Origin of the sequence: Shewanella inventionis (assembly GCF_019931735.1) — a bacterium.
GTDB classification, from domain to species: Bacteria; Pseudomonadota; Gammaproteobacteria; order Enterobacterales; family Shewanellaceae; genus Shewanella; species Shewanella inventionis.
In genome coordinates this window covers 1,395,559-1,422,163 of sequence record NZ_CP082926.1, presented here as the reverse complement: position 1 = coordinate 1,422,163, position 26,605 = coordinate 1,395,559, and the positions used below count along the sequence as shown (strand labels likewise).

The 26,605-nt window shown below is 41.5% G+C and carries 17 protein-coding genes and 1 pseudogene; 10 read left to right on the top strand and 8 right to left on the bottom strand.

What is annotated here, in order from left to right; genetic code table 11:
* The first annotated feature begins 4 nt into the window (after positions 1-4).
* The gene (locus K8B83_RS06505; protein WP_223419312.1) at positions 5-2,062 is read left to right on the top strand and encodes an EAL domain-containing protein; all 2,058 of its coding nucleotides are present in this window, start codon (positions 5-7) and stop codon (positions 2,060-2,062) included.
* Here the strand turns inward: K8B83_RS06505 and acuI are convergent.
* Positions 2,052-3,035 (bottom strand): acrylyl-CoA reductase (NADPH), encoded by a 984-nt coding sequence (acuI, locus tag K8B83_RS06500; protein WP_223419310.1) that lies wholly within the window; start codon positions 3,033-3,035, stop codon positions 2,052-2,054. The two genes, K8B83_RS06505 and acuI, sit on opposite strands and share 11 nt — an antisense overlap.
* Positions 3,036-3,143: 108 nt before the next feature.
* Positions 3,144-3,776, bottom strand: a complete 633-nt coding sequence (gene acuR, locus K8B83_RS06495) for an acrylate utilization transcriptional regulator AcuR (RefSeq protein ID WP_188738579.1) — start codon at positions 3,774-3,776, stop codon at positions 3,144-3,146.
* Positions 3,777-4,365: 589 nt separating this feature from the next.
* Between acuR and K8B83_RS06490 the strand changes: the two genes are divergently transcribed.
* Genes K8B83_RS06490 through K8B83_RS06475 form a run of 4 tightly spaced genes read left to right on the top strand, consistent with a single transcriptional unit; the run spans position 4,366 to position 8,406 of the window.
* The gene (locus tag K8B83_RS06490; protein ID WP_188738581.1) at positions 4,366-4,542 is read left to right on the top strand and encodes a hypothetical protein; all 177 of its coding nucleotides are present in this window, start codon (positions 4,366-4,368) and stop codon (positions 4,540-4,542) included.
* A 3-nt stretch (positions 4,543-4,545) separates the two neighbouring features.
* Positions 4,546-6,042, top strand: a complete 1,497-nt coding sequence (gene putP / locus K8B83_RS06485; protein ID WP_188738583.1) for a sodium/proline symporter PutP — start codon at positions 4,546-4,548, stop codon at positions 6,040-6,042.
* A gap of 13 nt (positions 6,043-6,055) precedes the next feature.
* Complete coding sequence (gene proB / locus K8B83_RS06480) at positions 6,056-7,162, top strand: glutamate 5-kinase (protein WP_188738585.1); 1,107 nt, start codon at positions 6,056-6,058, stop codon at positions 7,160-7,162.
* Complete coding sequence (locus tag K8B83_RS06475; protein WP_188738587.1) at positions 7,159-8,406, top strand: glutamate-5-semialdehyde dehydrogenase; 1,248 nt, start codon at positions 7,159-7,161, stop codon at positions 8,404-8,406. Before proB ends, K8B83_RS06475 begins: the two co-directional genes overlap by 4 nt.
* Before the next feature lie 58 nt (positions 8,407-8,464).
* On the opposite strand, the pseudogene K8B83_RS06470 reads toward K8B83_RS06475, so the two are convergent.
* The 3 genes and pseudogenes from K8B83_RS06470 to K8B83_RS06460 all read right to left on the bottom strand — a co-directional run bounded on the left by K8B83_RS06470 (position 8,465) and on the right by K8B83_RS06460 (position 11,356).
* A pseudogene (locus K8B83_RS06470) lies at positions 8,465-8,995 on the bottom strand (NUDIX hydrolase).
* A 310-nt stretch (positions 8,996-9,305) separates the two neighbouring features.
* Positions 9,306-10,520, bottom strand: coding sequence for a dicarboxylate/amino acid:cation symporter (locus K8B83_RS06465; RefSeq protein WP_188738589.1), 1,215 nt, complete (start codon positions 10,518-10,520; stop codon positions 9,306-9,308).
* Between the two features lie 290 nt (positions 10,521-10,810).
* The gene (locus K8B83_RS06460) at positions 10,811-11,356 is read right to left on the bottom strand and encodes a carboxymuconolactone decarboxylase family protein (RefSeq protein ID WP_188738630.1); all 546 of its coding nucleotides are present in this window, start codon (positions 11,354-11,356) and stop codon (positions 10,811-10,813) included.
* A 360-nt stretch (positions 11,357-11,716) separates the two neighbouring features.
* On the opposite strand from K8B83_RS06460, the gene K8B83_RS06455 reads away from it, so the two are divergent.
* On the top strand, positions 11,717-12,811 hold the full coding sequence (locus K8B83_RS06455; RefSeq protein ID WP_188738591.1) for a PepSY-associated TM helix domain-containing protein: 1,095 nt from the start codon (positions 11,717-11,719) through the stop codon (positions 12,809-12,811).
* An 87-nt stretch (positions 12,812-12,898) separates the two neighbouring features.
* Here the strand turns inward: K8B83_RS06455 and K8B83_RS06450 are convergent, their stop codons facing one another.
* Positions 12,899-14,068, bottom strand: coding sequence for a lipid-transfer protein (locus K8B83_RS06450; RefSeq protein ID WP_188738592.1), 1,170 nt, complete (start codon positions 14,066-14,068; stop codon positions 12,899-12,901).
* 535 nt (positions 14,069-14,603) lie between these two features.
* On the opposite strand from K8B83_RS06450, the gene K8B83_RS06445 reads away from it, so the two are divergent.
* Positions 14,604-15,806 carry an ammonium transporter gene (locus K8B83_RS06445; RefSeq protein WP_188738595.1) on the top strand — a complete coding sequence of 401 codons (1,203 nt, stop codon included), beginning with the start codon at positions 14,604-14,606 and terminating at the stop codon, positions 15,804-15,806.
* Positions 15,807-16,154: 348 nt separating this feature from the next.
* Positions 16,155-19,745: an FG-GAP repeat domain-containing protein gene (locus tag K8B83_RS06440; protein ID WP_188738597.1), complete on the top strand. Its 3,591-nt coding sequence runs from the start codon at positions 16,155-16,157 to the stop codon at positions 19,743-19,745.
* Positions 19,746-19,842: 97 nt separating this feature from the next.
* Here the strand turns inward: K8B83_RS06440 and K8B83_RS06435 are convergent, their stop codons facing one another.
* Positions 19,843-20,091 carry a hypothetical protein gene (locus K8B83_RS06435; RefSeq protein WP_188738599.1) on the bottom strand — a complete coding sequence of 83 codons (249 nt, stop codon included), beginning with the start codon at positions 20,089-20,091 and terminating at the stop codon, positions 19,843-19,845.
* Positions 20,092-20,236: 145 nt separating this feature from the next.
* On the bottom strand, positions 20,237-21,640 hold the full coding sequence (locus K8B83_RS06430; RefSeq protein WP_188738601.1) for a hypothetical protein: 1,404 nt from the start codon (positions 21,638-21,640) through the stop codon (positions 20,237-20,239).
* A 471-nt stretch (positions 21,641-22,111) separates the two neighbouring features.
* Here K8B83_RS06430 and K8B83_RS06425 point away from each other — a divergent pair, with 471 nt between their 5' ends.
* Positions 22,112-23,602, top strand: coding sequence for a CotH kinase family protein (locus K8B83_RS06425; protein ID WP_188738604.1), 1,491 nt, complete (start codon positions 22,112-22,114; stop codon positions 23,600-23,602).
* A 431-nt stretch (positions 23,603-24,033) separates the two neighbouring features.
* Complete coding sequence (locus K8B83_RS06420) at positions 24,034-26,514, top strand: bifunctional diguanylate cyclase/phosphodiesterase (RefSeq protein WP_188738606.1); 2,481 nt, start codon at positions 24,034-24,036, stop codon at positions 26,512-26,514.
* The last annotated feature ends 91 nt before the right edge of the window (positions 26,515-26,605 follow it).

The following is a 26,605-nucleotide window of genomic DNA, read 5'->3' as shown; positions in this document are numbered from 1 at the left end:
TTCGATGAAATCATTACTACGCATAGACACAATAAGTAAAAAAGTATTATTGATGCTAATGAGTGTGGCCATAGTATCGACCGTCTCTGTGGCGTTAGTTTTTAGTGCTTATGAGCTGAACTCAGCAAAACGCGAACAAATCGAAAGCCTTGAAAGCGTATCCAACATGCTGTCGCCCAATATCACCGCGGCATTATTATTTGACGACCAAGACACCATTGCCGAACTAATCAAACCGGTATTATCACGATCAGACATTGTTTTAGTCTCGGTAACGAACATTAACGGTGACGTTTTAGCCGAATCGACTGCGCCAAACATTGATAAAACCAGTTTGAATGAAACAAGTAACGTCACCAAAGTAAGCACCCTTTTAACATTAGACAACCAAAAATATGGTGAATTATCCATCACGGCCAATGACAGTTATATTAAGGATAGAATTCAATTTTACGGTAAATTTTTGCTGTTATTGTTGCTTTCCACCTTTGCGCTGAGTCTCTTTTTGTCACTAGTATTACGTCGAATATTTTTAAGCCCAATTTTATATCTTGCAGATACGGCTGATAAAATCACCAAATCAAACGACTATAGCCTACGGGCAAAACAGCACTCAAAAGATGAAATAGGCCAACTAGCAACTTGCTTTAACAGCATGCTAGACACCATAGAACAGCGAGATATTTTACTAGAAAGTCAGGTAGCATTACGTACTAAAGAGCTCGAAAACGCCAACACTCAATTGCATGAATATGCCTACCAAGACGGTTTAACCGACTTACCAAACAGACGCTACTTTTATAAAAAATTACAGTCACTAATTGATATTGATAATATGCAATTTGCATTAATTTTTATCGATTTAGATGGTTTTAAAGAAGTAAACGACACATTGGGTCACGATTACGGTGATCTACTTTTACATCAAGTGGCAAAGCGCTTACGAAGTTGTGTACGAAGTAACGATACCGTTGCCAGACTTGGCGGTGATGAGTTTACCTTGATCATTGAAGGTATCAACGATGTTGAACGTGCCAGTGATATTGCCCAAAAAGTAAAACAAAGCCTCATGCAATGCATTAGCATCAATGGCTCTAAAGTGTATGTGACTGGGAGTATAGGGCTAACCTTTTACCCAACCGATGGCCGTAGCGTAGAAGACTTAGTCAAACATGCCGATCAAGCCATGTACTTATCAAAAAGCAAAGGCCGCAATCGCTATGAGTTTTTCTCTTACGTGATAGAAGAACAAGCCATTGAAAAACGTCGAAAACTAGAAGAGATCCGCGTTGCACTTAAAAAAGATCAGTTTGTACTATATTACCAACCCATTTTTGACATAGACGGCATCAATGTTGGCAAAGCAGAAGCCCTCATCCGTTGGCAACATCCACAGCTCGGGCTTGTGGGCCCAAATGAATTTATTCCACTGGCAGAACAAAATGGATTAATTGAAGACATAGGGAATTGGGTAAGAGAGCAGGCGATAAAAGATGCTGCCCACTGGTTTAGATTAACCGGCAAAGTGACTCAGGTAAGTGTAAATACATCACCTTTGCAAATCGATCACGCCGGTAAATGGGTCGATGAGTGGCTGGCAACGTGTAACAAGTTCGGCCTACCTAGAGATACCATGATCATTGAAGTCACTGAAAATACCTTAATGGATCCTGACTCTCCTATTCAGCAGCAAATGCATCGATTAAATCAATATGGTATCGACATCGCCATTGACGATTTTGGTGTTGGCTATTCGTCTTTAGCCTATCTTCAAAGGCTAGATATCGATATCCTCAAAATTGATCGCTCGTTTATTCAGCACATGGAAACCAATGAAAGTAGCATTGCCTTAGTCAGAGCGATTATTACCATGGCCAGTCACTTAAACGTAAAAGTGGTTGCCGAAGGTGTTGAAACCAAAGGACAACACCAAATATTACAGCAATTATCGTGTGATTATTTACAAGGGTATTTGTTCGCTAAGCCTATGCCTGCTAAAGACTTTATACAAACTTACATAAAGCCTTTAGAGGCACAACATAATCCATTAGTTATCGATTAACATCAACAACCACGCGGCCTCGCACTTTACCGCTCATCAAATCATTCGCCACAGTTTGCGCTTCAGCCAAGCTCACTTCTTGAACGATATCATCAAATACTGATGGTTCAATAATATCGGCCAAACGTTGCCATGCTTCTACTCTATCGGCAATCGGACGCATTACGCTGTCTACACCGGCAAGGGTAATACCGCGTAAAATAAATGGCGCTACACTCGCAGGTAAATCCATGCCTTGAGCCAAACCACAAGCAGCAACAGTACCGCCATATTTAGTACTGGCACATACGTTAGCTAACGTGTGACTGCCAACCGAATCGACCGCACCAGCCCAACGCTCTTTAGCTAAAGGACGACCGGGTTCTGAGAGCGTTGCTCTATCAATAATCTCGCTGGCACCAAGCTTTTTAAGGTAATCGCTTTCATCGACGCGACCTGTAGACGCAACAACGGTATAACCAAGTTTAGCTAAAATAGCGATAGCAAAACTGCCAACCCCACCATTAGCGCCGGTCACTAAAATGTCGCCTTTATCTGGCGTGACACCATTTTTTTCAAGGGCGATAACACACAACATCGCAGTATAACCTGCGGTGCCAATCGCCATTGCTTCACGAGGAGTAAAGGCACTCGGCAGAGCAATTAACCAATCACTTTTTAAACGTGCTTTTGTCGCAAGTCCACCGCAGTGCACCTCGCCCACGCCAAACCCATTTAGTAACACAGTATCGCCAACGCTAAATTTATCGCTGTCGCTTTGCTCAACAATACCAACCAAATCAATACCTGGCACCATAGGAAAACTACGAACTACAGGGGCTTTACCTGTTATTGCAAGCGCATCTTTATAGTTTAAGGTGCTATATAACACCTTAACAGTGACATCACCTTCAGGCAGTACAGACTCATCAACAGACTTTACTGTAGTGCGGTAACCTTGATCATCTTTTTCTATTAACATGGCATTAAACATGACTTACTCCTAATTTAGACCGATCGTCTATTAATGGTTAACATTTTTAATCAGATTAAAACTCATTGATCTCGTCGCAGAGTCATAACGCTATCATTCTGTATTTAGCTATTTAGGTAGTGCTGCAATAAACAAATCGCAAAAATTATCCAGGGGGGATCCATTTTCCACTAACTTTGCCCGGCTTACTGCGCCTTCCCAGGCAACCCAAAAGTTTTCTGCTAACAATTGGCAGTCTGCATCGGCCGCAATTTGCCCTTGTGCAGCGGCATCAGCAAGGCAATGTGCTAAGCAATCTTGCCAACGTTCAAATATAGCTATCAACTGCGGTCTGAAGCTTTCAGGTAACATACCAACCTCCTGACCTAAATTACCCACTAAACAACCACGTTTAAAATGGTGACGAGTCATACCCGCTTTAGCGTCTGCCACAAAATGACGGATCCGAGTTAATGGGGCTGTAGTCTCATCCTGTAAATGAGTGGTTAATTTAGCCAAAAAGTAATCGGCATAATGTTGTAACACAACCTGCCCAAAGGCTTCTTTACTAGCAAAATAATGATAAAAGGACCCCTTGGGTACGCCAACCTTTTTTAAAATAGGCTCAATACCTGACGCGGCAAATCCATGCTCTGTTAATTGTTCAAGGCCACTGCGGATTAATGCAGCGCGGGTATCTGGATTTTCTCGAGATACTTTTGGGGGCCTACCTCTTCGAGGTTTTGTATTGGGTAAATTCATTAAACACATATTAGACCGAGCGTCTAATAAATAGCAATATTGAAAATGAAAAATCATGCAATGGTGCAATAAAGCGAACCGTTTCGTGAGTAATCTGCATTTCAATCCTTACAAACTAACACACAGATCACAGTACCCCATAACATGCTGTCAACCTCCGCACAATGGTTTGATGTGTAATCAATTTGCTAAAAGGAAACAATAACGATTAAGCCAAGGTGCACCGTACATAGCAGTAACAAAAGTGCTAACGTCATACTTAACCGCAAATCAATTAAGACCATAATGAAGCCAGCAACTTAAGCAATTTTGTTGTAAAACCCCCATTTAACAGCCAAAAATCTATAGATGTAAAAAATTCATTTATAAAATTTAATCAGGCGCTTGCCCCTACAGGCTATGGGATCTGAGCTAACTCGCCCCCCCTAACTTAACCCCAAACCTGAGGTTCAGGGCGTTTTAGATTGGAATCTAACAGGCAAACAGTGTTATTATAGTTAGACCACTAACTAAATTAGTGGTTTTTTTATTGCTATTTTTTAACGATTTATTGCAAACACACCTAAATTTACACGCTCAGGAGGGCACAATGTCAGCAGACATTCAGACGGAAGAAAATCTCATTACGCAAATTTGGCACAAAACAGTCTTAAAACTGAAAGATGCGACCGAATTACTGTGCTTATTTGCCATATTAAGTACCTATCTCTTTGTCATGTTGAAACCTAATGGGATTCAAAATAACAAAGCGTTAGAGGGCCAGTAGTTCATGCATTATTTAACCTATGTTTCATTAGCAATTTATTTTCTGGTCATGCTTGGCATTGGATTGTTTGCCTATAAACAGTCTACCAGTGATGTATCTGGATATATTCTTGGCGGCCGTAAGGTTAGCCCACAGGTTACAGCTCTTTCAGCTGGCGCCTCAGACATGAGTGGCTGGATGCTAATGGGCTTACCTGGTGCGATGTTTTTAGTGGGGTTTGAAACCATCTATATTGCACTTGGTTTATTAATTGGTGCACTGGTGAACTACCTTATTGTGGCACCTAAACTAAGGGTATACACCGAAGTCGCAAACAACGCACTCACAATACCTGAGTTTTTTGCTAAACGTTTTCATGCACCTAATAGCAACGTTCGTATTATCGCCGCGGTGATTATTGTCATTTTCTTTACTTTATATACCTCAGCTGGTTTAGTGGCTGGCGGTAAATTATTTGTTTCAGCATTTGACTTAAATTATGAGCTTGGGCTAGCCGTGACGTTGGGCGTGGTTGTTTCATACACTTTACTCGGCGGCTTTTTGGCCGTGAGCCTGACAGACTTTGTTCAGGGCTGCATTATGTTTGTCGCGTTAGTTTTGGTGCCTGTAGTGGCTTACCAAGAATTTACCACAGCAGACAAAATGATGAACTTTGCCTATGAATCAATTCCGCATTTTTCTGAAGGCATGCAAAACGTCACCCTTTTAGGATTAATTTCGAGTTTATCTTGGGGTTTAGGTTACTTTGGTCAGCCACACATTATTGTTCGTTTTATGGCGATCCGCTCTGTTTCAGACATCAAAATAGCACGTCGTATTGGCATGAGCTGGATGACAGTAACCATCGTTGGCGCACTGGCAACAGGCCTTGTCGGCATTGCTTACGCTAATAAGTTCGACATGAAATTAAGCGATCCTGAAACCATTTTTATCGTATTTTCAGAATTACTGTTCCACCCGATGATCAGCGGCTTTTTATTAGCAGCAATTTTAGCAGCAATCATGAGCACCATTTCATCACAGCTATTGGTGTCTTCAAGCTCGCTAACCGAAGATATTTATCGCGTGATCTCAAAGAAAGAAGCCACTGAACAAGAAATGGTGAAAATGGGCCGTTTCGGGGTTGCTGGCGTTGCAGTTGTGGCCAGTTTATTAGCGCTTGATCGCTCAAACAGCATTTTATCATTAGTGAGTAATGCTTGGGCAGGATTTGGCGCAGCGTTTGGTCCCTTAATCTTATTTAGTCTATACAAACACAACCTCACCCACAAAGCGGCCATGGCTGGTATTGTCTCAGGTGCTGCTACAGTTCTATTTTGGATATATGCCCCTGTCCTTGCCGATGGCAAAGTATTATCGAGCATGATGTACGAAATGATCCCAGGCTTTATTGTCAGCAGTGTGGTGATTTGGGTCACGAGTGCTATTGATACTGAACCTTGCGAAAAAACAGTTGATACCTTCCACGAAGCCGGCCGCGTACTAGCTGAGCAGAAATAATCGAGAGAATATAATGTCAACGTCACATTGGAAACGCATTGTCGTTAAAGTAGGCAGTGCACTTATTGCGCCTCATCAACAGGGGTGCAGCAGTCATTATCTATTGGGTATTGCACAATTTATTGCAAATTGCCGCGCTCAAGGTTGTCAGGTGGTACTCGTGTCATCGGGTTCGGTTGCAGCCGGGAAACACCGCTTTGCTGATGTAGAAGAGCTCAGTGTACCGCTGAAAAAGGCAATGGCTGCTGCAGGACAAGCTGACATGATGGCCACTTGGGACAAACTATTTGATTTCCCATCGGCACAGCTACTAGTTACCCACGGCGATCTTCGGGATCGTGAACGTTATGTGAGTATTAAAGAAACCATTTTTACATTATTAGACCATGGTTTACTGCCAATCATTAATGAAAATGATGCCGTTACAACTGACAAATTACGTGTCGGCGATAACGACAATTTATCTGCGATGGTTGCTGCGGCCTCTGATGCTGATGCACTTATTATTTGTTCTGATGTAAAAGGGTTATACACCAAAAACCCTAACTTGCATGACGATGCCAAGTTGATCAAACAGGTAACCGATATCAACCCAGACATATTTGCAATGGCTGGCGGTGCAACCAGCAGCGTGGGTACTGGCGGCATGCGCACAAAAATACAAGCAGCAGAAAAAGCCATCTCACACGGAATTGAAACCATGATTGTTGATGGTTTTGATGCAGATACGTTTAACCAACTGCTAAAAGGTCAAAACCCAGGAACCTTATTCACCCCGTATGACGAACCAATGCAAGAACACTTACATTGGATGACGCATACCTCTCAAGTACAAGGTGAGTTAATCGTTGAAAACGATTTCAACGCAGACCTTGAAGAACAAGATACGCAACTAACAAGTGACGATGTAGTCGCCGTTAAAGGTAACTTTTCCGTTGGAGATACTGTTTTAGTGCGCAAAGGCGATGGCACTAAATTGGCAAAAGCCAAATCAAATTACAGTAGTTGCTTACTTCATTTTATATCTGATCAAGATGACCGCGAGTTTGCAAATAATGCACAGCAAAAAACCGGGCCCTTGATTTCAGATAAAGACATCGCCATTTTGGAGCAAATATGAGTTTAATTAAGACGTTATCTCAAAACGCAGCCATTGCAGCGCAAACATTAGCAGTGGTAGATGAACAAGTGAAAAACACCATTTTGCTTGATATGGCAAAGGCGCTTCGCGCTCATAGTGATGAAATTATTAAAGCCAACTTACTTGATTTAGCCAATGCACAAAGCGCCAATATGGGCGCAGCAATGTTAGATCGCTTAACGTTAAACAATGAACGTATTGAATCGATGGCTGCAGGTATTGAAACCGTAGCATCACTGCCCGATCCAGTGGGTATTCAACGGGATTTAGGTGACAGACCCAATGGCTTAAGTATTCGTAAAATGCGCGTTCCACTTGGTGTGGTATGTATGATTTATGAAGCGCGCCCAAATGTCACTGCCGATGCCGGTGCCTTATGCTTTAAATCAGGTAATGCGGTCATTTTGCGTGGCGGTAAAGAAGCGCTGCACTCAAGTAAAATGATTGCCTCTATTTTGCAAAAAGTGCTCGAAGTATATCAGTTACCACCAGCGCTCATTACAGTGGTACCCGATCCTGATCGCGGCTTAATGATGGAGCTGATGCAGCAACGTGACTATATTGATGTCATTATTCCACGTGGCGGTGAAGGGTTAATTAACTTTGTCACCGACAACAGTAAGGTGCCAGTAATTCAACACTTTAAAGGTGTTTGTCATTTATACATAGACAAAGAAGCCGATCTTGATATTGCGCTATCACTGCTACTTAATGGCAAAACCCAACGAACAGGCGTATGCAATGCACTCGAAGGTTTGATTGTGCATAAAGACATTGCAGGAGCATTTTTACCAAAAGCGGCCAACGCACTAGCAGAGCATAACGTGAGAATAAATGCCTGCCAGCAAGCAAAAGCGTATTTTGACACCTGCAATGTGATGGGCGATGACGATTTTGGTCAAGAGTACCTAGACCTTGAAATCGCCATTAAGCAAGTGGATGACTTTGACGGTGCGATTAATCATATCCGTCGTTTTGGTAGCCATCACACTGAAGTGATTTGTACTCAAAATGAATTGACTGCAGCACGCTTTCAACGCACTGTTGATGCCTCTGTAGTGATGGTGAATGCATCATCTCGCTTCTCTGATGGTAGCGAGCTAGGTCTTGGCGCTGAAATTGGTATTGCCACCAGCAAATTACATGCTTACGGCCCAATGGGGCTTGAGTCGCTCACTACTGAAAAGTATCTGGTGAGTGGTGTTGGCCAGGTGCGCGCATAACCCTATTTAGCCAATGAACAAAAGCTGATTAATGCGAACCGGTGAAGGGGTGATAACCCTATAACAACTCTTTTTTAATCAGCTTTAATATAAAGGTCTCTCGTTCTATCGAGAGGCCTTTTTTGTTGCTATTTGCCATGGTGTCGAGGTTATGTTGAATCGCGGCATCAATATCCATCCAAACGGGCACCATGCCATTATTGATTTCATGGGCTTCAAATTGGGGCTCAGCGAGTTCGTCAGCAATATTGCATACATAGCAGTAAGACAGCATGTTTACCGACTCAAAGCCATCTCTGCGCTATGGGCGATACTCTTGATATAAGCCAAACGGAATGATATCGCCCACCACTTGCGCGCCGGTTTCTTCTTGTAACTCGCGAATTAAGCCCTGCTCTATATGCTCACCATCATCAACACCGCCACCAGGCAATGAATAGTCATGATAGCGTTGGGTATACAACATCAATATCTCATTACCACGCAGCACAATCGCTCGCGCCGCTAAACGCGTTAGCATGGTCGCTTGAATATTTTCGATAAACTCTTGAGGCGTATCAGGATGATAACTAGTAGTTAAATGGCGCATAGTATTTGAATTGAGACTTGGGGGGTTAAATCAAAAAACGCATCATACGTTGCTAGGCTCTGCGATTCAACAATCAGGCTTGTTGAACCCGAGATTGCTTCTCTTAAGTCTTAGTCGTCACAAGCCCAATGACAAAACTAATTGAAAGCAAGCGAATCCTGGGCGACCAAAAAAGCCCTATCGGTAAAACCGACTACCACACCATGGGCGCATGCTTTGACGTGCTTGCACTGAGCGAAGCGCAATAAGACTTCCCCCCGAAGCATAGCCGCCTAAGTAAATACAAATACTGTGGCGGCTATTTTAAGGTTTATTCGTGCTCAACCGCCTGATAATACTTGCCATTAATCCGCTCAATAATTTGCGTTGCGGTTAAGTCATGTACCACATTTATCACTGTTGATGCGGCATCAGTAATTGCCCCTATCACCACTAAAATCGGGATCACCTCCATAGGTAGCCCTAATGTCGTCACAATAAAAATCTCACCTAAAAACGCCCCACCTGGCACGCCACCAATCACAAAGGCCGACAACACCGAAATCAAAATGGTCAGCATAAATACGTCGGTAGTGAAATCGAGCCCTAATAACGAATAGATAAACACAATCTTTAACGCGGTAATTGCAGCGGCGCCACCTTTGTTTAAATTAACCAGTAACGGCAGGCTAATTTCAGCAATCTGCTCATTCAAGCCCATCTTTGCGGCACTGCGAATGGTCACAGGCAAAGTGGCTAAAGATGAACTGGTGCCCAAAGCGGTAACGGCAGGCTCAAGCATGTGCTGCCAAAATTGTTTAACTCCTTTTACCCCACCGCCAATCCAGGCATATAGCGTTGACCCCACGGTTAAATACAGCGCCATGGCAACAAAGAACAACCCCACAGCACGGGCAAAAGTGCCCATTAATTCTGTATCTTGGCTGGCCATGGTGGCAGCAAAATATGCCCCCAAGCCGATGGGGGCAACATACATTAAGATTGAAATGACTTTCATAATAACCGTATTCACGCTATCTAAAAGCCGACTGACTACCTGGCCATCTTCACCAGATTGACCAATGGCAACACCGCCAATCACCGACATGATGATTAACGCTAAAATATTCGACTTAGACAACAGCCCAACAAAATCATTGGTGGTTAATAAGCTCACAAAATCCATACTGCCTGATGCCGCATCGACCGTATTAGCCAAATCTAAGGTCACCCCCTGAGCCGGATCGTAAGCGAGCGCTAATAGCACGACGCCAACAGATGGCACAATCGCCATCACAATCGACACCGCCATAATCGACACTAATAAGGCACCTAACTTTTTTAAATCTGTCATATGAGCAATCGACGACATCACGCTCACTGCCACTAATGGCACGATGATCATAAACAGCAAATTTAAAAATATTTGCCCAATGGGTTTGAGTTTAATCGCCCACTCAGGAAACAAGCCTCCAAATAAGCCGCCAATTAACAGCGCACTTAATAAAATGATCGACGAGCGATAAGCACGCAAGCTACTGAACATATGATTTCCTAACATCAGATAATTAAGCCCTACTCATTTAAGTTAAGGCATTCAACAACACCGTTGCTTTAAAATATGGCACACAACCCATGAGATACCAATCGAAATAAATTCATTCACTTAGCCGCCCATAAAAACCAAATAAAAAAACCAATGCTTGTCAGAAACATTGGTTTAATAAAAGCATGAACGAGTTAAGAGCTGAGTCAATCTCGTTAAGTCGATCGACCTTTAGACCTTACATTCAAAATTGAAGCTTGCCTTGTTATCGAGCAAACCGCTGTTTATGCTTACTTCCAAGCAAATGGTTTAAATGCGTCATCTGTTGGAGTATGAGCAACATGGTTTGTGTAGTTACTGATCACTTTTTGTGACAGGCCTAAAATGATTTCTAACACTTGTTGCTGGCCGTAACCCGCGGCATAAAAGGCTTCAAGTTCAGCTGCCGAAATATTACCGCGGTTACGCACAATGCTTAATGTCGCATCGTGTAGCGCCTGTAATTTAGCATTAGGCAAGGCGGTTTTGTTACGTAATGCTTGAGTGATAGCTGGGTCAACATTCATTGAATTGGCAATCGCAGTATGCGCAGGAACACAATAAGTACATTCATGCTCAACGTTAATGGTTTGCCAAACTACAGTGAGTTCTTCTGCGTTAAATGACGACTCTGAAAAAGCCTGATGCAACTGTTGATAGGCCTTTAATGTGCTGGGTGATTGGGCTAATACGCCAAACAAATTAGGTACCATACCCATTTGTTTTTTAGCACCCTCAAGCATGGCTTTGCTTTCTTGCGGGGCGCTTTCTACGGTATGAATAGTAAATGAAGTCATCATGATCTCTCTTATCAAATATTAATTAAGCAACAACACTGTTGAATTGCGTTAACTATACAATAAATTGAACAATCGCTCAAATACATTCTGAACAATCGTTCACATTTAAATGTACAACAAAGAAAGAATAAAAATTAAGCGATATACTTCAGTTAATTAAAACAAAAAACATTCAAATAGGATAAGTAAGGCTTAAGATATCGAACCCTGTATTACTGAGTTAATCTCCATCTTTACACTTCTTTAATTGAACAATTAATTGAGATTAATTATCATTGCCGCCATTTCTATTTACTATCATCACAATATAAAAGCACAATAAAATCAGCTTTTTGTAATGTAATTTGAGCAAACAACATGAATATGGTTTCGGCACTAAAATGGATACATAACTGGGTCGGCTTTACTATTAGCATTACAATGTTAATTGTACTGACAACAGGGGTTTATTTAGGCAGCGTAGATTTATTAAAACGCACTGACAGTTTAGGGCAAACCTTTGTCCCGCTAACCCTAGAACAAAAAGCCGAAACGTTAGCAAGGGTGTTTGAGCGATACCCTGAAATGAGCACGGTACGTTTTCCCACAGAATACACCCCTTATATTCAAGCCACTGCGCGCGGTAAAGCCATCGCATTAGACAGCGAGTTAAACGAGCTTGCTAGCCGCGCTTCATTCGACCTACCTTTTTATGAAACCGCCTTTTGGTTGCATCGTAATTTTTTAATCGACAACGGCGGTAAATACATCAATGCTTGGGCCTCTTTGGCTGGCGGTATTGTCACATTAATTGGGATTTATTTATGGTGGCGAGTGCGTAATGGCTTTCGCTTAAAACAAACATTTCCTAAAAACACTCGCTCAAGCAGTTTGCTTAAAAGCCACATTCAATTAGGGCTGTTTGTCTCAATACCGTTATTTATATTATGTGTTAGCGGCTTTTTAATTACTTACAACAGTTTATGGACTGGGGCGCTAAATCAAAAGCCTGTTGCTCAGTCGTTTGCGGTTAGCCAGGGCAATGATTGGTTAAGTCAGCTCACTAACGCCCAACAGGTGTGGCCAAACTCAGAATTAGTTTCAGTAAGCAAGCCACGCACTAAGCCAGGGAAAAAACCAACCGCGGCCCCTCAAGGCGAAAACCAAAAACCAAAGGCACAAATGTTTACGATTCAATTTGATGAACATCCAGGCGTTTGGTTAAGAGAAGCCGACCGCATTAGCATCAACCATACTACGGGTGTTATCGAGTCGGCATTAAAACACAGCGACAGACCATTATCGGGCAGGGTTGCCAGCTTTGTACGCCCACTTCACGATGGTCTGAACATGCCAGCCAGTTATGTGGCATTAATTACGCTTGTGTCATTGATTGGCACCGGCATTTTATCATTCAGCCTAGTGACATTTTGTCGCCGCACTTTTGGTGGTAAAACGAAAAAAACGGCTTAACAGCAGTATCGCATCAAATATATAGCACCCAATGCAGTGTGAAACAGTCGCACTGTATTGAGTATCGCTACCGCACATCATCTTCGTCTAAATCCCGTATAAGGTCACCACAACGGCGCCGCCAAGGCCAACATTGTGTTGTAATGCCAGTCTTGCACCTTCTACCTGCCTGTTACCTGCTTGGCCACGTAAATGCCAGGTTAATTCGGTGCATTGAGCAAGCCCCGTTGCTCCAATGGGATGGCCTTTTGACATCAAACCGCCCGATGGCCCAATCACATACCGACCGCCATAGGTGTTGTCACCATCGGCAATAAATTGCGCTGCACCACCTTCTGGGCAAAGCCCAAGCGCCTCATAAGTAATCACCTCATTTGGGGTAAAACAATCATGCAACTCAATCACATCAATATCATTTGGGCTAATACCTGCATCATGGTAAACCTGCTGAGCCGCTTGTTGAGTCATGGCCTTACCAACTGCATAAATGGGGTCTTGCCACGATATTTCGGTGTCGGTTGCCATGGATTGTGCAAGTATTTTTACCTGAGAAGCAATACCATGTTGGCGAGCAAATTGTTCACTACATACTATGGTGGCAGCTGCGCCACAAGTTGGCGGACACGCCATTAAGCGCGTGAGGTAATTGTCGTATATTACTTTATCGTCGAGCACTTGCTGATAAATGAGTGGCGAAGAAAACATCGAATACGGGTTATTAATGGCATGTCTACGTGACTTTTCAGCCACCTTAGCAAAGATTTCTGCGCCGACATGGTATTTGTCCATATAATGGCGCCCTGCCGCGCCAAAAGCACGTAATGCAATCGGCCCCTGTGGTGCATTAAATTGTTGTAATACAGGATTAAGCCGCTCGAATGGGCTTTCTCTGTCTTGCCAGTGTGAACCTAACGCACCTGGCTGCATTTCTTCAAATCCAAATGCTAATGCACACTCAACCTGACCAGACAACACTGCTTGGCGAGCCAAAAACAACGCCGTTGAGCCACTCGAACAATTATTATTGACGTTAATAACAGGGATACCGCTTTGGCATACATCATAAAAAGCGTGCTGTGCGCAGGTACTGTCACCATAAATATAGGCACCATAAGCCTGGCCAATGGATTTAGCATCAAGCCCAGCATCGGTTAATGCAAGCCTTATTGCTTTAGCCGCCATAACACGGTAAGGCTCATGATGACCCGGCTTGCAAAAGGGGATCATACCTACCCCAGCGACTCTTACATTTGTCATACTTCCCCCTAAATACAGCGACTACGCCACCTAAATCATCACACTTAGCAATGCTAACCTCAGCTGTGACTAACCCAGTAAACAACATGTAAACCCTTACTAAAAACGTTAGTCTGTCGTTACCAAGGTAAATTTTCGTGTCACTCGTTAGCCTGTTGCCAATCAAATTAACCGGGTAAAAGGTTGTTTGATGCGCATTGACTATCATTATCTGAGATTACCTACTTATTACATTAACCTAAACCACAGGTTAATATCATGTTAAATCACTGCTAACCACCCCGCACCAAAATAAGGCGCTGGTGCACCGTGTTAGTACCATTTCGATATATTCCACTAAATTCAGGCCCATTTTCAGCACAATAACGCTTACTTATTGCACAACGATCGAGCATAAACAAAAACATTTCAGCAACATTTTCATACATTTGCACCATAAACGAACGAAACTTGATAATAATAGCGAAAAAACGGAATGGCTTTTGCTTTAGTAAGCACATGAATTCCCAAAGAGAATCCTTACATGGCGACTGAAATGAACAATATTAGCGATGCAATTGGTGTGATTGCACAAAGTGCGAACACTTTATTTATCTTACTTGGTGCAATCATGGTGTTAGCCATGCACGCTGGCTTTGCTTTTTTAGAAGTCGGAACCGTCAGGCACAAAAACCAAGTTAATGCTCTGGTAAAAATTCTTACGGACTTTGCCTTTTCAGCCATAGCTTACTTTGTCATTGGTTATCAAATCGCTTATGGCAGCCATTTTTTTGTGAGCGCAGAAACCTTAAGTGCTGACAACGGCTATCAATTAGTTAAGTTTTTCTTTTTGCTCACCTTTGCTGCAGCAATTCCTGCCATTGTTTCAGGCGGTATTGCCGAACGTGGCAGTTTTAGGCCCTTCTTATTTGCCTCAGCCATGATAGTGGCTTTTGTTTACCCCTTATTTGAAGGGATTATCTGGAATGGTAATTATGGCTTTCAAGCGTGGTTAGAGAGTCAGTTTGGCGCTCAATTTCATGATTTTGCAGGCTCAGTTGTGGTTCATGCTATGGGTGGCTGGCTAGCCTTGGTAGCAATCTATATATTAGGTGCTCGCCGCGGCCGTAAACCGGGTATCGCGTTTGCGCCCTCTAATATTCCTTTTTTAGCATTAGGCTCATGGATACTCGTTGTGGGTTGGTTTGGCTTTAATGTGATGTCAGCACAAACACTCGATGGCATTAGCGGTTTAGTCGCAGTAAACAGTTTAATGGCCATGGTGGGCGGCACGATCATCGCGCTGATAGTCGGTAAAAACGACCCTGGGTTTATCCATAACGGGCCACTTGCTGGGTTAGTGGCGGTGTGCGCCGGTTCTGATTTAATGCATCCTGTCGGTGCATTTATAGTCGGCGGTGTCGCTGGCGGCTTATTTGTGTGGGTATACACAAAATTACAACGTAGCAGTAAAATAGATGACGTTTTAGGTGTGTGGCCATTGCACGGTTTATGTGGTGTGTGGGGCGGTATTGCAGCAGGCATTTTTGGCCAGCAAGCATTGGGCGGCCTTGGCGGGGTAAGCTTAATGTCTCAATTAGTCGGTAGTGTTGCTGGTGTTGTTGTCGCATTAATGGGCGGTCTAATCGTTTACGGCATGGTAAATAAAATCTCAAGCTTACGTTTAAGCCAGGAACATGAATTTATTGGCGCTGACTTAGCCATTCATAAAATTGGCTCAACTAACTCAGACAAGTAACTCAGACAAGTAACTCAAATCAGCGAGTAAAAAAGGCAGAATCGTATTCTGCCTTTTTTACGCCTCACCTTAAGCAATTCGAACCCTCCACAATCACCGACATAAAGCCCTCTGCTAAAAGACAATAAATCAATAACATTAAGCCTTTGTCACAGCAGCTAAATACCCCAAAAAACCATCCGTTATTGAACCAGACGCCAGTACCTTTAACAGCAATAATAATATCTGGCTTAAAGCGCAAATTTTCATTGCAAAGGATTTGGTCAAACCCTAGTATACACAACAAAAATCATACAATTAATTTACATTCTAAGAATGTATTTTCACAACATTGTGCAAGGATGAAAAATGTTAACGAAAACCCGCTCCTCGCTCGCATTTGCGATTTTATTTTCTCTTTCGGCTTGTGGTGGTGGCGGAGACTCTTCTGACACATCCAGTGAAACACCCGATAATCCAGCAGGCACCAGCTCACAGTCTGATATTATTAAAAACGCCAATAACTATAATGCTATTGAGTTAGAGAACGCGGCATCGCAATTAGTCAGCGCGCGCTACACTGGCAGCAAATCATTGACGACATTAACCCTCGCAAATACCCAACATGTGTTTAAAAAAGTGGTTATTGGAGAAGGCGTTTTACTGCCTAACTTACATTTAGAAGAACTTGATTATAATGTAACCAACTCTGGAAAAGTGGATTTTACTGCCCAATGTTCGACCTCTGGCAGTATCAAATTTAAAGGCCAATTAAGCAGTCAATTTACAGGAAACCTTGCCGTAAGTTACAATAATTGTAGCGACGGCTATAGCAATAATGTCAACGGTAATATGGCCTTTTCGCTAAAAACTAACACAGACAGCCAATATAATTTTAGCTTTAACTTTGACAATTTATCTTGGAAAGAAGGTAGTCTCACAACATCGCTCACTGGCAGCTATGGAATTAATAGCCAAGAAACCCCCAATACAGATCAATTCAGCAACAGCATCAAAACCAATCTTCTTTATACTTACTCAGGCCAAACACAAGCACTTTTTCAGGTAACTCAAACTCAATCCTATCAAAACAACCAATTTAATTGGGTCATTTCAGGGGCTTATTTTCATAGCACCTTAGGTCAATTCAACATATCGACCAATGCTTTAGATGGAAATTTAGAACAAGGAAAGATCATCGTTAAGGGCACCAATTCGTCTACGCTAGCGTTTTTAAATGGCCCGGTAAAATATACCCAAGATACAGACAATAATGGCATTGATGATGTAGGTACTTACTTTGCATCTGTTAATGACTTAATCACCAATAATTTATCAAATAAACCGCTTGTTGATGTGGCTAAGATGTCATTACCGCCAGAAGTTTATGCGCCAAGCGGTAATAATTATCAGTTATATACAACAACACCACTGACTGTGTCACCAGGGCATTATTTCGATCCAGATAACAGTCTTGATCAACTCACTGTCAGTTACCGCTGGTATATTAATGGCCAGCTAGTCAGCGGGCAAACCAATTACATTCTGCCAGCTCACATTGCAGTTTATGGGGATGAAGTTAAAGTGGCAATGGTGGTTTCCGACGGTATTAATACAGTTGAGAGTGATTATTTTTTCTTTACCATTAACGACTCACCCGCACAATTTAATGCCGTTAACCTACCTAACCACATACAATCTGGCCAAACTGTGCAATTTAGTGCATTGCTCACTGACCCAGACAATATTGATCCGGCTAAAATTGGCTCGTTAATTTCAGGGCCTAGTGGCGCGACCATTGACAGCCAGGGACTTGTTACTTGGTCAGTCGGAAATGACTATCTTTTCCCCTTACAAAGTGTCGACTTTGTTTTTGCTCTTACCGATTCCAATGGCAATATCCTCGAATCTGCATCGGTTTCACTCGATGTAAACGCAGATAAACCTTTACCATTAACTCGCTCAGGAATTGAAGTCCCTCGTAACGAAAAATCAATGTGGGTGGGAGATTTTAATGGTGACGGTAGCAATGAACTGGTGTCGACTGATAATAATAACAGGGTGTTTATTTTAACCGAACAAAATGGCAATTACGTACAAACCTGGTTTTATCCATTTAAATTAGCCACTAAAGGCACCATACAACAAGTGTTGGTTTTTGATACCAACAAAGATAATCGTGATGATATTGTGCTGATTACAACACACGGTATTAGCGTGATTAACGATCTCAATGCGTTGTCATACGAACTATTCTCGACTGAGGATACGATTTTCAGCGCAGCAATCGATGATATTGATAGTGACGGCATTCCAGAAATCGCTTATTTGCATGCGCGAGGGGTGAATGCTTATGAGACGGAATCTCTACTCAGTGTTATCAGCATGTCTGCGCCATCTAATGTATTATTTTCGGTCAACATTGATGCTCAGAAAGTCATTTTTGCAAATGTTGATCTGCAACCTGGTCTTGAACTTATTACCAATAGCGGTTTGGTTTATGATACTCAAACTTGGCAAAACAAGTGGGCTAACAGTACACCATTCGGAGATCGAGTCCTGACTACCGGTGATTACAACGGCGATGGCGTTAATGAGATTGCCGGGGGGAATTACTGGTCAACGGTCAGTATTTACTCTGCTATCAATAAATCGCAATTAGCTACCGTTGAAGTATCTAATACTTGTTCAATCAATACCATGAATTTAGATAATGACGCCGCCGACGAATTAGTGGTGGGAGAATGTCAGTCTGGAGAAGTGCATGCTTATAAGTTAACAAGTAATGAGCTATCACAAATATGGTCTCAATATACTCCACACTCTAGCGTAAGCGCGTTAACTGTCGGCGACTCTGATAATGATGGTGAAGACGAACTTCATTGGGGCGTTGATACAATGACCACTGCCGAAGATCGTTTGCTTGTGGCTGATATTGGTATCAATACCATCGACATTAAACAAAACCCGTCTACCGTTCAATTAGATTCTTTTAGCAGTGCAGGTTGGTCAACTATCACTGATAATGATGAAAAAGCCGTATTCTTTGTACCGCAAACCGCAAACGGCTATCAAGGCAGTCGAATCCTGACAATGGCAGCTGATGGATCTTACCAATTAAGTGAGCAAATATCCTCAAACTGGGATAGGAGCTTCCATGCCGTCACCACTGATTATAACTACGACGGCTTTGGCGATTTACTACTGCCAACAACAGAGTATTACGACGGAGGGATGGGTGTCATGCAGTTATTTGACTATAGCTTCCACTGGCAATCTACCACCAGCAGTCAATCTGATATTGGCGCGATTAAGGCATTTGATATTAACCAAGATGGTTTTGAAGATGCCATTTATGCCGACGGCAAGACACTCAAAATCGTTAATATTGACGACCAAAGCCTAATTGCCCAATACAGTTTTGAAAGCAATATTACCGACTTTGTCATCAATGAAAAAACCGTGATTGTGGCCCGAAATAATACCGTAAGCCTACTAACACTAAACACGAGTTCACTGTCAGAACAATCGTTTATAAATCAAAACTGCCAGTATTTGACGTTAATAAACCTAGATAGTGACACACAACAAGAACTGATGTGTATTAACACTGATCATTATGAAAATAACAGCAATATCTATACATACGAAATAGCCAACTTAACCCTTGTTGAAAAAGACACTAGAGCCATCAAGCGTTCAATTTTTGGCATTGCTATCGATGAAACCACCAGCAGTAACCAAGGCTATTTTGTCGCAGTTCAAGTCGGGCAAGCATACTTCAGCGAAGAAGACACAGATTATCATATTGAAAAACACGATGTTAACAGCAATGTTATTTGGAGAAGTCCAAGTTTAATTGGTGAACCATCTGAACAAGGGCTTAAAGCACGTTACTCTACTGCGAAGGGATTACAGCTGATGTTGTCGACAAACAAAGCAATGTATCTTATTCATTAATCCTAGGACAATGCAGCATCAAAACCATTAAAAAGGCAGAATTTCGATTCTGCCTTTTTTGTTTAAACGGTATTCGTCTTGATTAAACCTGGGGAGATCAATGCTTAGGCTTAACCCCATTTTTAACCATATCTTGCCCGCTTTCAAAAATTTCAGGGGTAACCCAGCGGCCAAGTAAAAGCTTATGGTTATCTCCAAATACCGCAACAAAATGACGGCCATCAGCGTTACTGGTGGCCATTCCCACGCCTGTAACGCCCTGCAAACCTAAACCGCCCTTTTCAACCAAAAGTAAAAAGCGTTCTAAGTCAGCTAAATTATCAATCACATCATTTTCAATATTCATTTCTGTTCCTAAAAACAATTTGCACAATCTTGCACAATATCAACTAAAAATGGCGGGTACTTTAGCGCATTAACTCGTAATAATCTTCACTTTATCGTTGGCAGTTTCACTATTAACACTACTTTCACTTTCGTGATTATCTCAATTAAAACTGTAAAGTGAGATCAATTAACTGTGCATCGTCATCGTATGAATCAAAATTAATCGACAACATCACAGTCCCTTTTGTCAGCATAATATTATCAAAATTATCTTCTGCGTTTGGGTATCGCTCCAACAATTGAGATTTGATAGCGGGCAAGTTGTAACTGGCAAGCACTGCGTTAAATTCACTCATCGTTTGTGCGCCAAACATCGACTCGGTAATTTTGATTGAATTGACAACCCCCTGGCTATCAAATCCCAATAACACATTGCTATTCACCAGTACTTTGGGGCCGTTATCTGTCAATTGGATTTGGTTGATGAGCTGTTGTGGTTGCAAGGTATAAGCTTGCTTAAATGCTAATGTCAGCAATGTTGTGATGTCGATATTATCAAAATTACCAAAGTTAACTTTATACTTATCGGTTGCTGTTAACGGTAAAACCGCAAAGCTGTTCAGGCGAGAAACCGCCTCTTGAGACACGTTTTCTTTGTAGTCTTCAAAGGTTAATAATAAGCGACTATTTTTACCTGCAATACTATAGCCATCCCCGTGCTTTTTAAGGGGTAAATGCGCCTTAACACGATTAAGCTCATCACCTTGATGCACTTGATCAGCAATCACCCAATTATCACTATCATAATTTTCACTTAAGGCAATTTGGTTTTGACCATGACCATTTAATAACCCTAAATCCTGAGTAATCATTAATACACGACCGTCTTTAACCACAAACCATAAGCTACGTCCGTAGCCATAAACAGTTGCGCCATTATCCAGTTGCAACTGAATACTGTGAGGGCCTAATGCTTGTTGTAAATCATCAACTGAACCACCAATGTGAACGCCATAGGCACTGTCGGTTGTAATAAGCGCATCAGGTGCTTGGTGTTTTTGCGCTTTTTTTAACAGATTGCCTTCTTCTGCCATCGTCAACTTAACAGTGGTTTGGGTATACGAAACCGCTTTACCTTCGCTGTTATACGGTGTGGGGTCGCTGCTAAGTTGCGTGTCGTCACACAAATTAACGTATTGTGCAGCGGTAATCACATGGATTTGTTTGGTATCGGATTTAACCCGGTTACTGTCATCTTGCAGATCAAGACTGCGGTCAATGCCGCCTACAGTTAATCGATCAATAATAACTGCATCCGCGCCAGCAGCTGCAGCTTTATGCTGTATTTCAACTAAGGCTTGCTTTACATATGCATCACGATGGGACAATACATCACCATGAGAGGATTCCAATAAGTCAGGGTCAATATCGTAAACCATTTTATCATTGGCAGTATCGATAGTTTGCGGACTACAAAGAGGGTAAAAATCTAAAATCGGCGGTAATTTGGCGGCAAAAGAAGCAGGGCTAAAAGCCACTAAACAAACAATATAATGTGAAAATTTCATAAACCTTCCCTGAGTTAAATCCGTGTTTTTTTATTGCAATAACACTTAAAAGTCACTCTACTTTTTATAAGTAACTTAAGACCCCTAGCCTTTATAAGTAACTTAAGTCAGTCTACCTTTTATAAGTAACTTAAGTCAGTCTACCTTTTATAAGTAACTTAAGTCAGTCTACCTTTTATAAGTAACTTAAGTCAGTCTACCTTTTATAAGTAACTTAAGTCAGTCTACCCTAATCTGAAATCTGAAATACGATGGCTGTAAACTCATCTGTGTTATTTGATCTTAGCGGATGAAGTAAAGCCAATAAATTAAACCCGCCTTATCCTTTCGTCATTTGTCACAATTTGCTCTATATATCCTTTTTCTCTGCACAATTTTTACACCTTTGAGCAGTAACATCTTTTTAACTATTTTATTTCAGTGATTCAACTGAGACCTCACTACGTAAAAGATAAAACTTAGGAGAATTTGATGGTTAGCAGTAATCATATCCCCCCTGCTAATAGACGATTTAACCAGTCTATTACTTTTCTACTTGCACTTATGCTCGGCAGTTTGCTGATGCTTACCGGCTGTGGCGGCAGTGACAGTGATACCGATACGACAGAAACGGTTTCTAGCACAGACACAACAGTAACTGATACCAGCACAGATACTGATACTGAAGTTGATGATGCTGATTTTGAAGCGACAGATTGGACTGACGAAACTCACAGCAACGATGTCGACCCTAACTTTGATGAAGTCTTCAGTGACACCGAAGTAAAGCGAATTGATATTGTTGTGACCGAAGACCGCTGGGAAAGCATGCTCGATAACCTTACAGACCTATACGGTACCTTTGGTAAAAGCAGCTCAAGCACCTTAGTCGATGATGACGATCCTATTTTTGTGCCTGCAGAAGTGTTTTATAACGGCACGCAATGGTACCGAGTCGGCATTCGTTTTAAAGGTAACTCATCACTGCAATCCAGTTGGCAGCAAGGTATTTTAAAATTGGCCTTAAAGCTCGACTTTGACGAGTTTGAAGATGATTACCCACAAATCAAAAACCAACGTTTTTACGGTTTCAAAAAGTTTAGTTTAAAAAATAACTACAACGACGAGTCAATGCTTCGCGAAAAAGCCGCGGCGGATGTATTTAAAGACGCAGGTCTTGCTGTGTCTCATACCGGTTTTTATACCCTGTACATCGACCATGGCGACGGTCCTGAATATTTTGGCGTATACACTCTCGTTGAAGAAGTAGATGACACGGTAATTGATACCCAATTCTCAAGCGACGAAGGTAACTTATATAAGCCTGAAGATGATGGCGCCATGTTTGTTGAGGGCTCTTTTAACCAGGACGACTTTGAGAAAAAAACCAACGAAGATGAAGAAGACTGGTCAGATATTGAAGCGTTATTTACCGCACTTCATGATGACACCTACACCAGTGACCCAGCAACCTGGCGCACCAACCTAGAAGCGGTATTTGATGTAGACGTATTTTTAAAATATTTAGCAGTTAATGGCATCATTCAAAACTGGGATACATACGGGAGAATGCCACATAACTACTACCTATATAACAACCCAGAAACCTCAAAACTAACCTGGATCCCATGGGACAATAACGAAGCATTTCAAGATGGCAAGCTCGGTGGCGCTTTGGCGTTAGACTTCTCAGATCTTAGCTCAAGTAGTTGGCCGCTGATAGCAAAAATCTACGCAGATGATGTGTATCGCGCTCGCTACAACGAATACTTACTCGAGGTCATTAGCGATGCATTTGAAACCAATAAAATGCAAGCAAAATACAACGACTATTCAGCACTGGTTGAAACCTATGCCACATCTGAAGTCTCTGGCTACACCTTCTTAGAAAGTGACAGCGATTTTTATAATGCTGTTGACGATCTAATCGAACATGCAGAAGAACGCGCCACAGCTGTTGATAATTATTTAAACACTCAATAAGCCCATTTATTACAGGCTATATGTAAAAAAGCGGACCAAACAGATTAACCTCTGATGGTCCGTTTTTATACTATGGTAATAAAACACATACACCTCAATAGCCTCTAGTTAATCCCCATAAAGCTTATTGGGGGTTAGCAAGGCTACAAAACATACCCAGCAATTGGCTTCCTATAAAAGTCAAAGTAGCAATCAATAACCATCACAGTAATAACCAAGACTGACTCTCACTTCATACATCAACCAAAGCCCGTTTCAACCTCAAGCAAATTCAGCCAAAACAAAGCTAGGTTAGCCATAAAAACACAATTCGCATCGTGCAAAAAATAACCAGCTACACTTACCGGTTACATCTATACTATTTTAAATAACTAAAATGTTATCTCTATCGGATTGTTTTTTTATACGTTAAAAGGAATTGCTAAGTTTTCATGATGATACTCAATGATAAAAAATTGGTTAACCTCATAAAATACACCCCAAGTATTGTCGTCGGATTTTTCGCTATTACAGTCAATGTCATTATCATTAAAGACAATCAAGACAAAGCCAATGCAAGTATCCAATCCCTTCGTGACGACATTATCGAAAATAATAAAAACACCATAAAACAGTCTACCGACAAGGCATACGACTATATTTTGTATAAAAAAAGAGGGGTTATCGATGAGCTAAAAACCTTGTCTCAACAACGCGTGAATGAAGCACACGCAATAGCAATGAATATCTATAACAACAACCAAAACAAACCCCAAATGACGGTCACAAAGTTAATCACAGATGCACTGCGACCCATTAGGTTTTATCAAGGACGAGGTTACTTTTTTATCTTTCAAATGGATGGAGTTAACATACTGCATGGACTCAAACCCTATCTTGAAGGCGACTCAGCCTGGGATGCTCAAGATCTTCGGGGAGCATACATCCTAAGAGAGCACATAGCCTTAATAAAACAACAAAATGGAGAAGCGTTCTACGATTGGTGGTACCAAAAACCGGGAGAACCTGTACAAAAAGAATATCAAAAAATTGGATTCGGCAAGCATTTCGCGCCCTATGACTGGTTTATCGGCACGGGAGAATATATTGCCGATATTGAAAACGATCTAAAAGAATCATTGCTAAAATCGGTTATTGATTTTGAACACACTGAAAACCAAAGTTTATTTATCATCGACACTCAAGGCAACATACTCGCCAATGGGAACAAACAACATAATCTGGCATTGTTAACCCAATCCAACGCTGCGTTAACGCAAAAAATCGCCTCAGAAGCTATCACACAAGGCAGCTTCATGGCATTAAACAAACAAACGGCTAACACAACCAATAACAGCAAAACAGAAATAGGCTATCTCAGAAAAATTGAAGGCTGGGACTGGGTCATTGGATCGTATTTTAATGCTAGCCATGTCAATAGATACATCGAAATAAAACAACAAGAAGCGCAAGCACTTAATCAAAAAAAACTATTCAACATCATATCATTAAGTGTGTTTTCAACTCTTTTTATGGTGGGTGTGTCGCTTATAGTCAGTAGCTTAATTACCCGTCGCTTTAATCGCTTTCAGCAACGTATTGAACAGAACATTAATGCACTGGAAAACTCAAAGAAAAAACTGCACTACAGTGCATTGCACGACGCATTAACAGGCTTGGCAAATCGCTCTTTATTGATGGAAAAAATAAATGAAGGCATTAAATCTGCAAAACTACACAATCAACTCCTTGCCGTTGTGTTTATTGATCTTGATGACTTTAAAAGAGTGAATGACTGCAATGGTCATAGCGCAGGCGACGAATTATTAAAATCTATTGCCCAAAGGTTTAAGCATGCGTTTGACTTAAACGACACAGTGTCACGCTTTGGAGGTGACGAGTTTGTATTTTGCTTCCCACAACTTAACCATATTAATGAAGCTTATTTAAAAATCGAAAAAATACAGCAATTATTTGAAGATAAATTTATCATCCATGGGCACGAAATAAAGACCCAATGTAGCATTGGCGCCAGCATGTACCCAGCTGATGACCATCATGCTGAAGGCCTTATTCATAAAGCAGATATAGTGCTCTATAAATCTAAAACTGAACTAAAAGGGAGTACGACTTTTTATCATCATCAGTTAAATGAAGAACTGCAATACAAATATTTACTCGAAAACAAGTTAAAAGATGCGCTCAGCAATCAGCAAATATTTGTGCTTTACCAGCCACAAATAGATGCCACAACTGAGAAAATAGTCGCAGTAGAAGCACTCGCAAGGTGGGGACATCCAACCCTGGGCACCATTTCGCCGACTGACTTTATCGGTATTGCTGAAGAAATAGGGCTCATTAAACCAATAGGCTTATTTGTATTTACTCAGGCCTGCAAAGACATACTAAGCATTTCTCCTAATGGGCCAAATGCAATTAAGGTGTCAATTAACATTTCGCCCAATCAGCTTATGTCAGCTGATTTTATCGAATCAATGACTCAGATTACCGATGAAATAGGCATACAACGTTGCAGAATCACCTTAGAAATAACCGAAAATGTCATGCTAAATGAATTAGGGAAAACATATAACGTTTTAACTGAACTGAAAAAACGCAATTTTTGTATCTCACTCGATGACTTTGGCACCGGATTTTCATCATTAAGTTATTTAAATATGTTGCCCTTCGATGAATTAAAAATAGACAGCTGTTTTATCAATAACATTACCGTGAATGAGCAAAGTAAAACCCTGGTTAAGTCTATTTTAGCCATAAGCGATGCATACAAAATGATCACTGTTGCAGAAGGTGTAGAAAGAAAAGAGCAACTCATTTTGCTGCAATCTCTTGGTTGTCATTTAATCCAAGGCTTCTACTTTGATAAACCTTTAACCTTAGCTCAGCTGCAAAAAAAATTGCCTAAAACTTAATCTTCATCTTAATCAGTTAAAACCACAGTGAATAACGCCACCTACCAAGCTTTTTCCTGCTAATTGGCTATCAACAAGGTCATTAAATAAC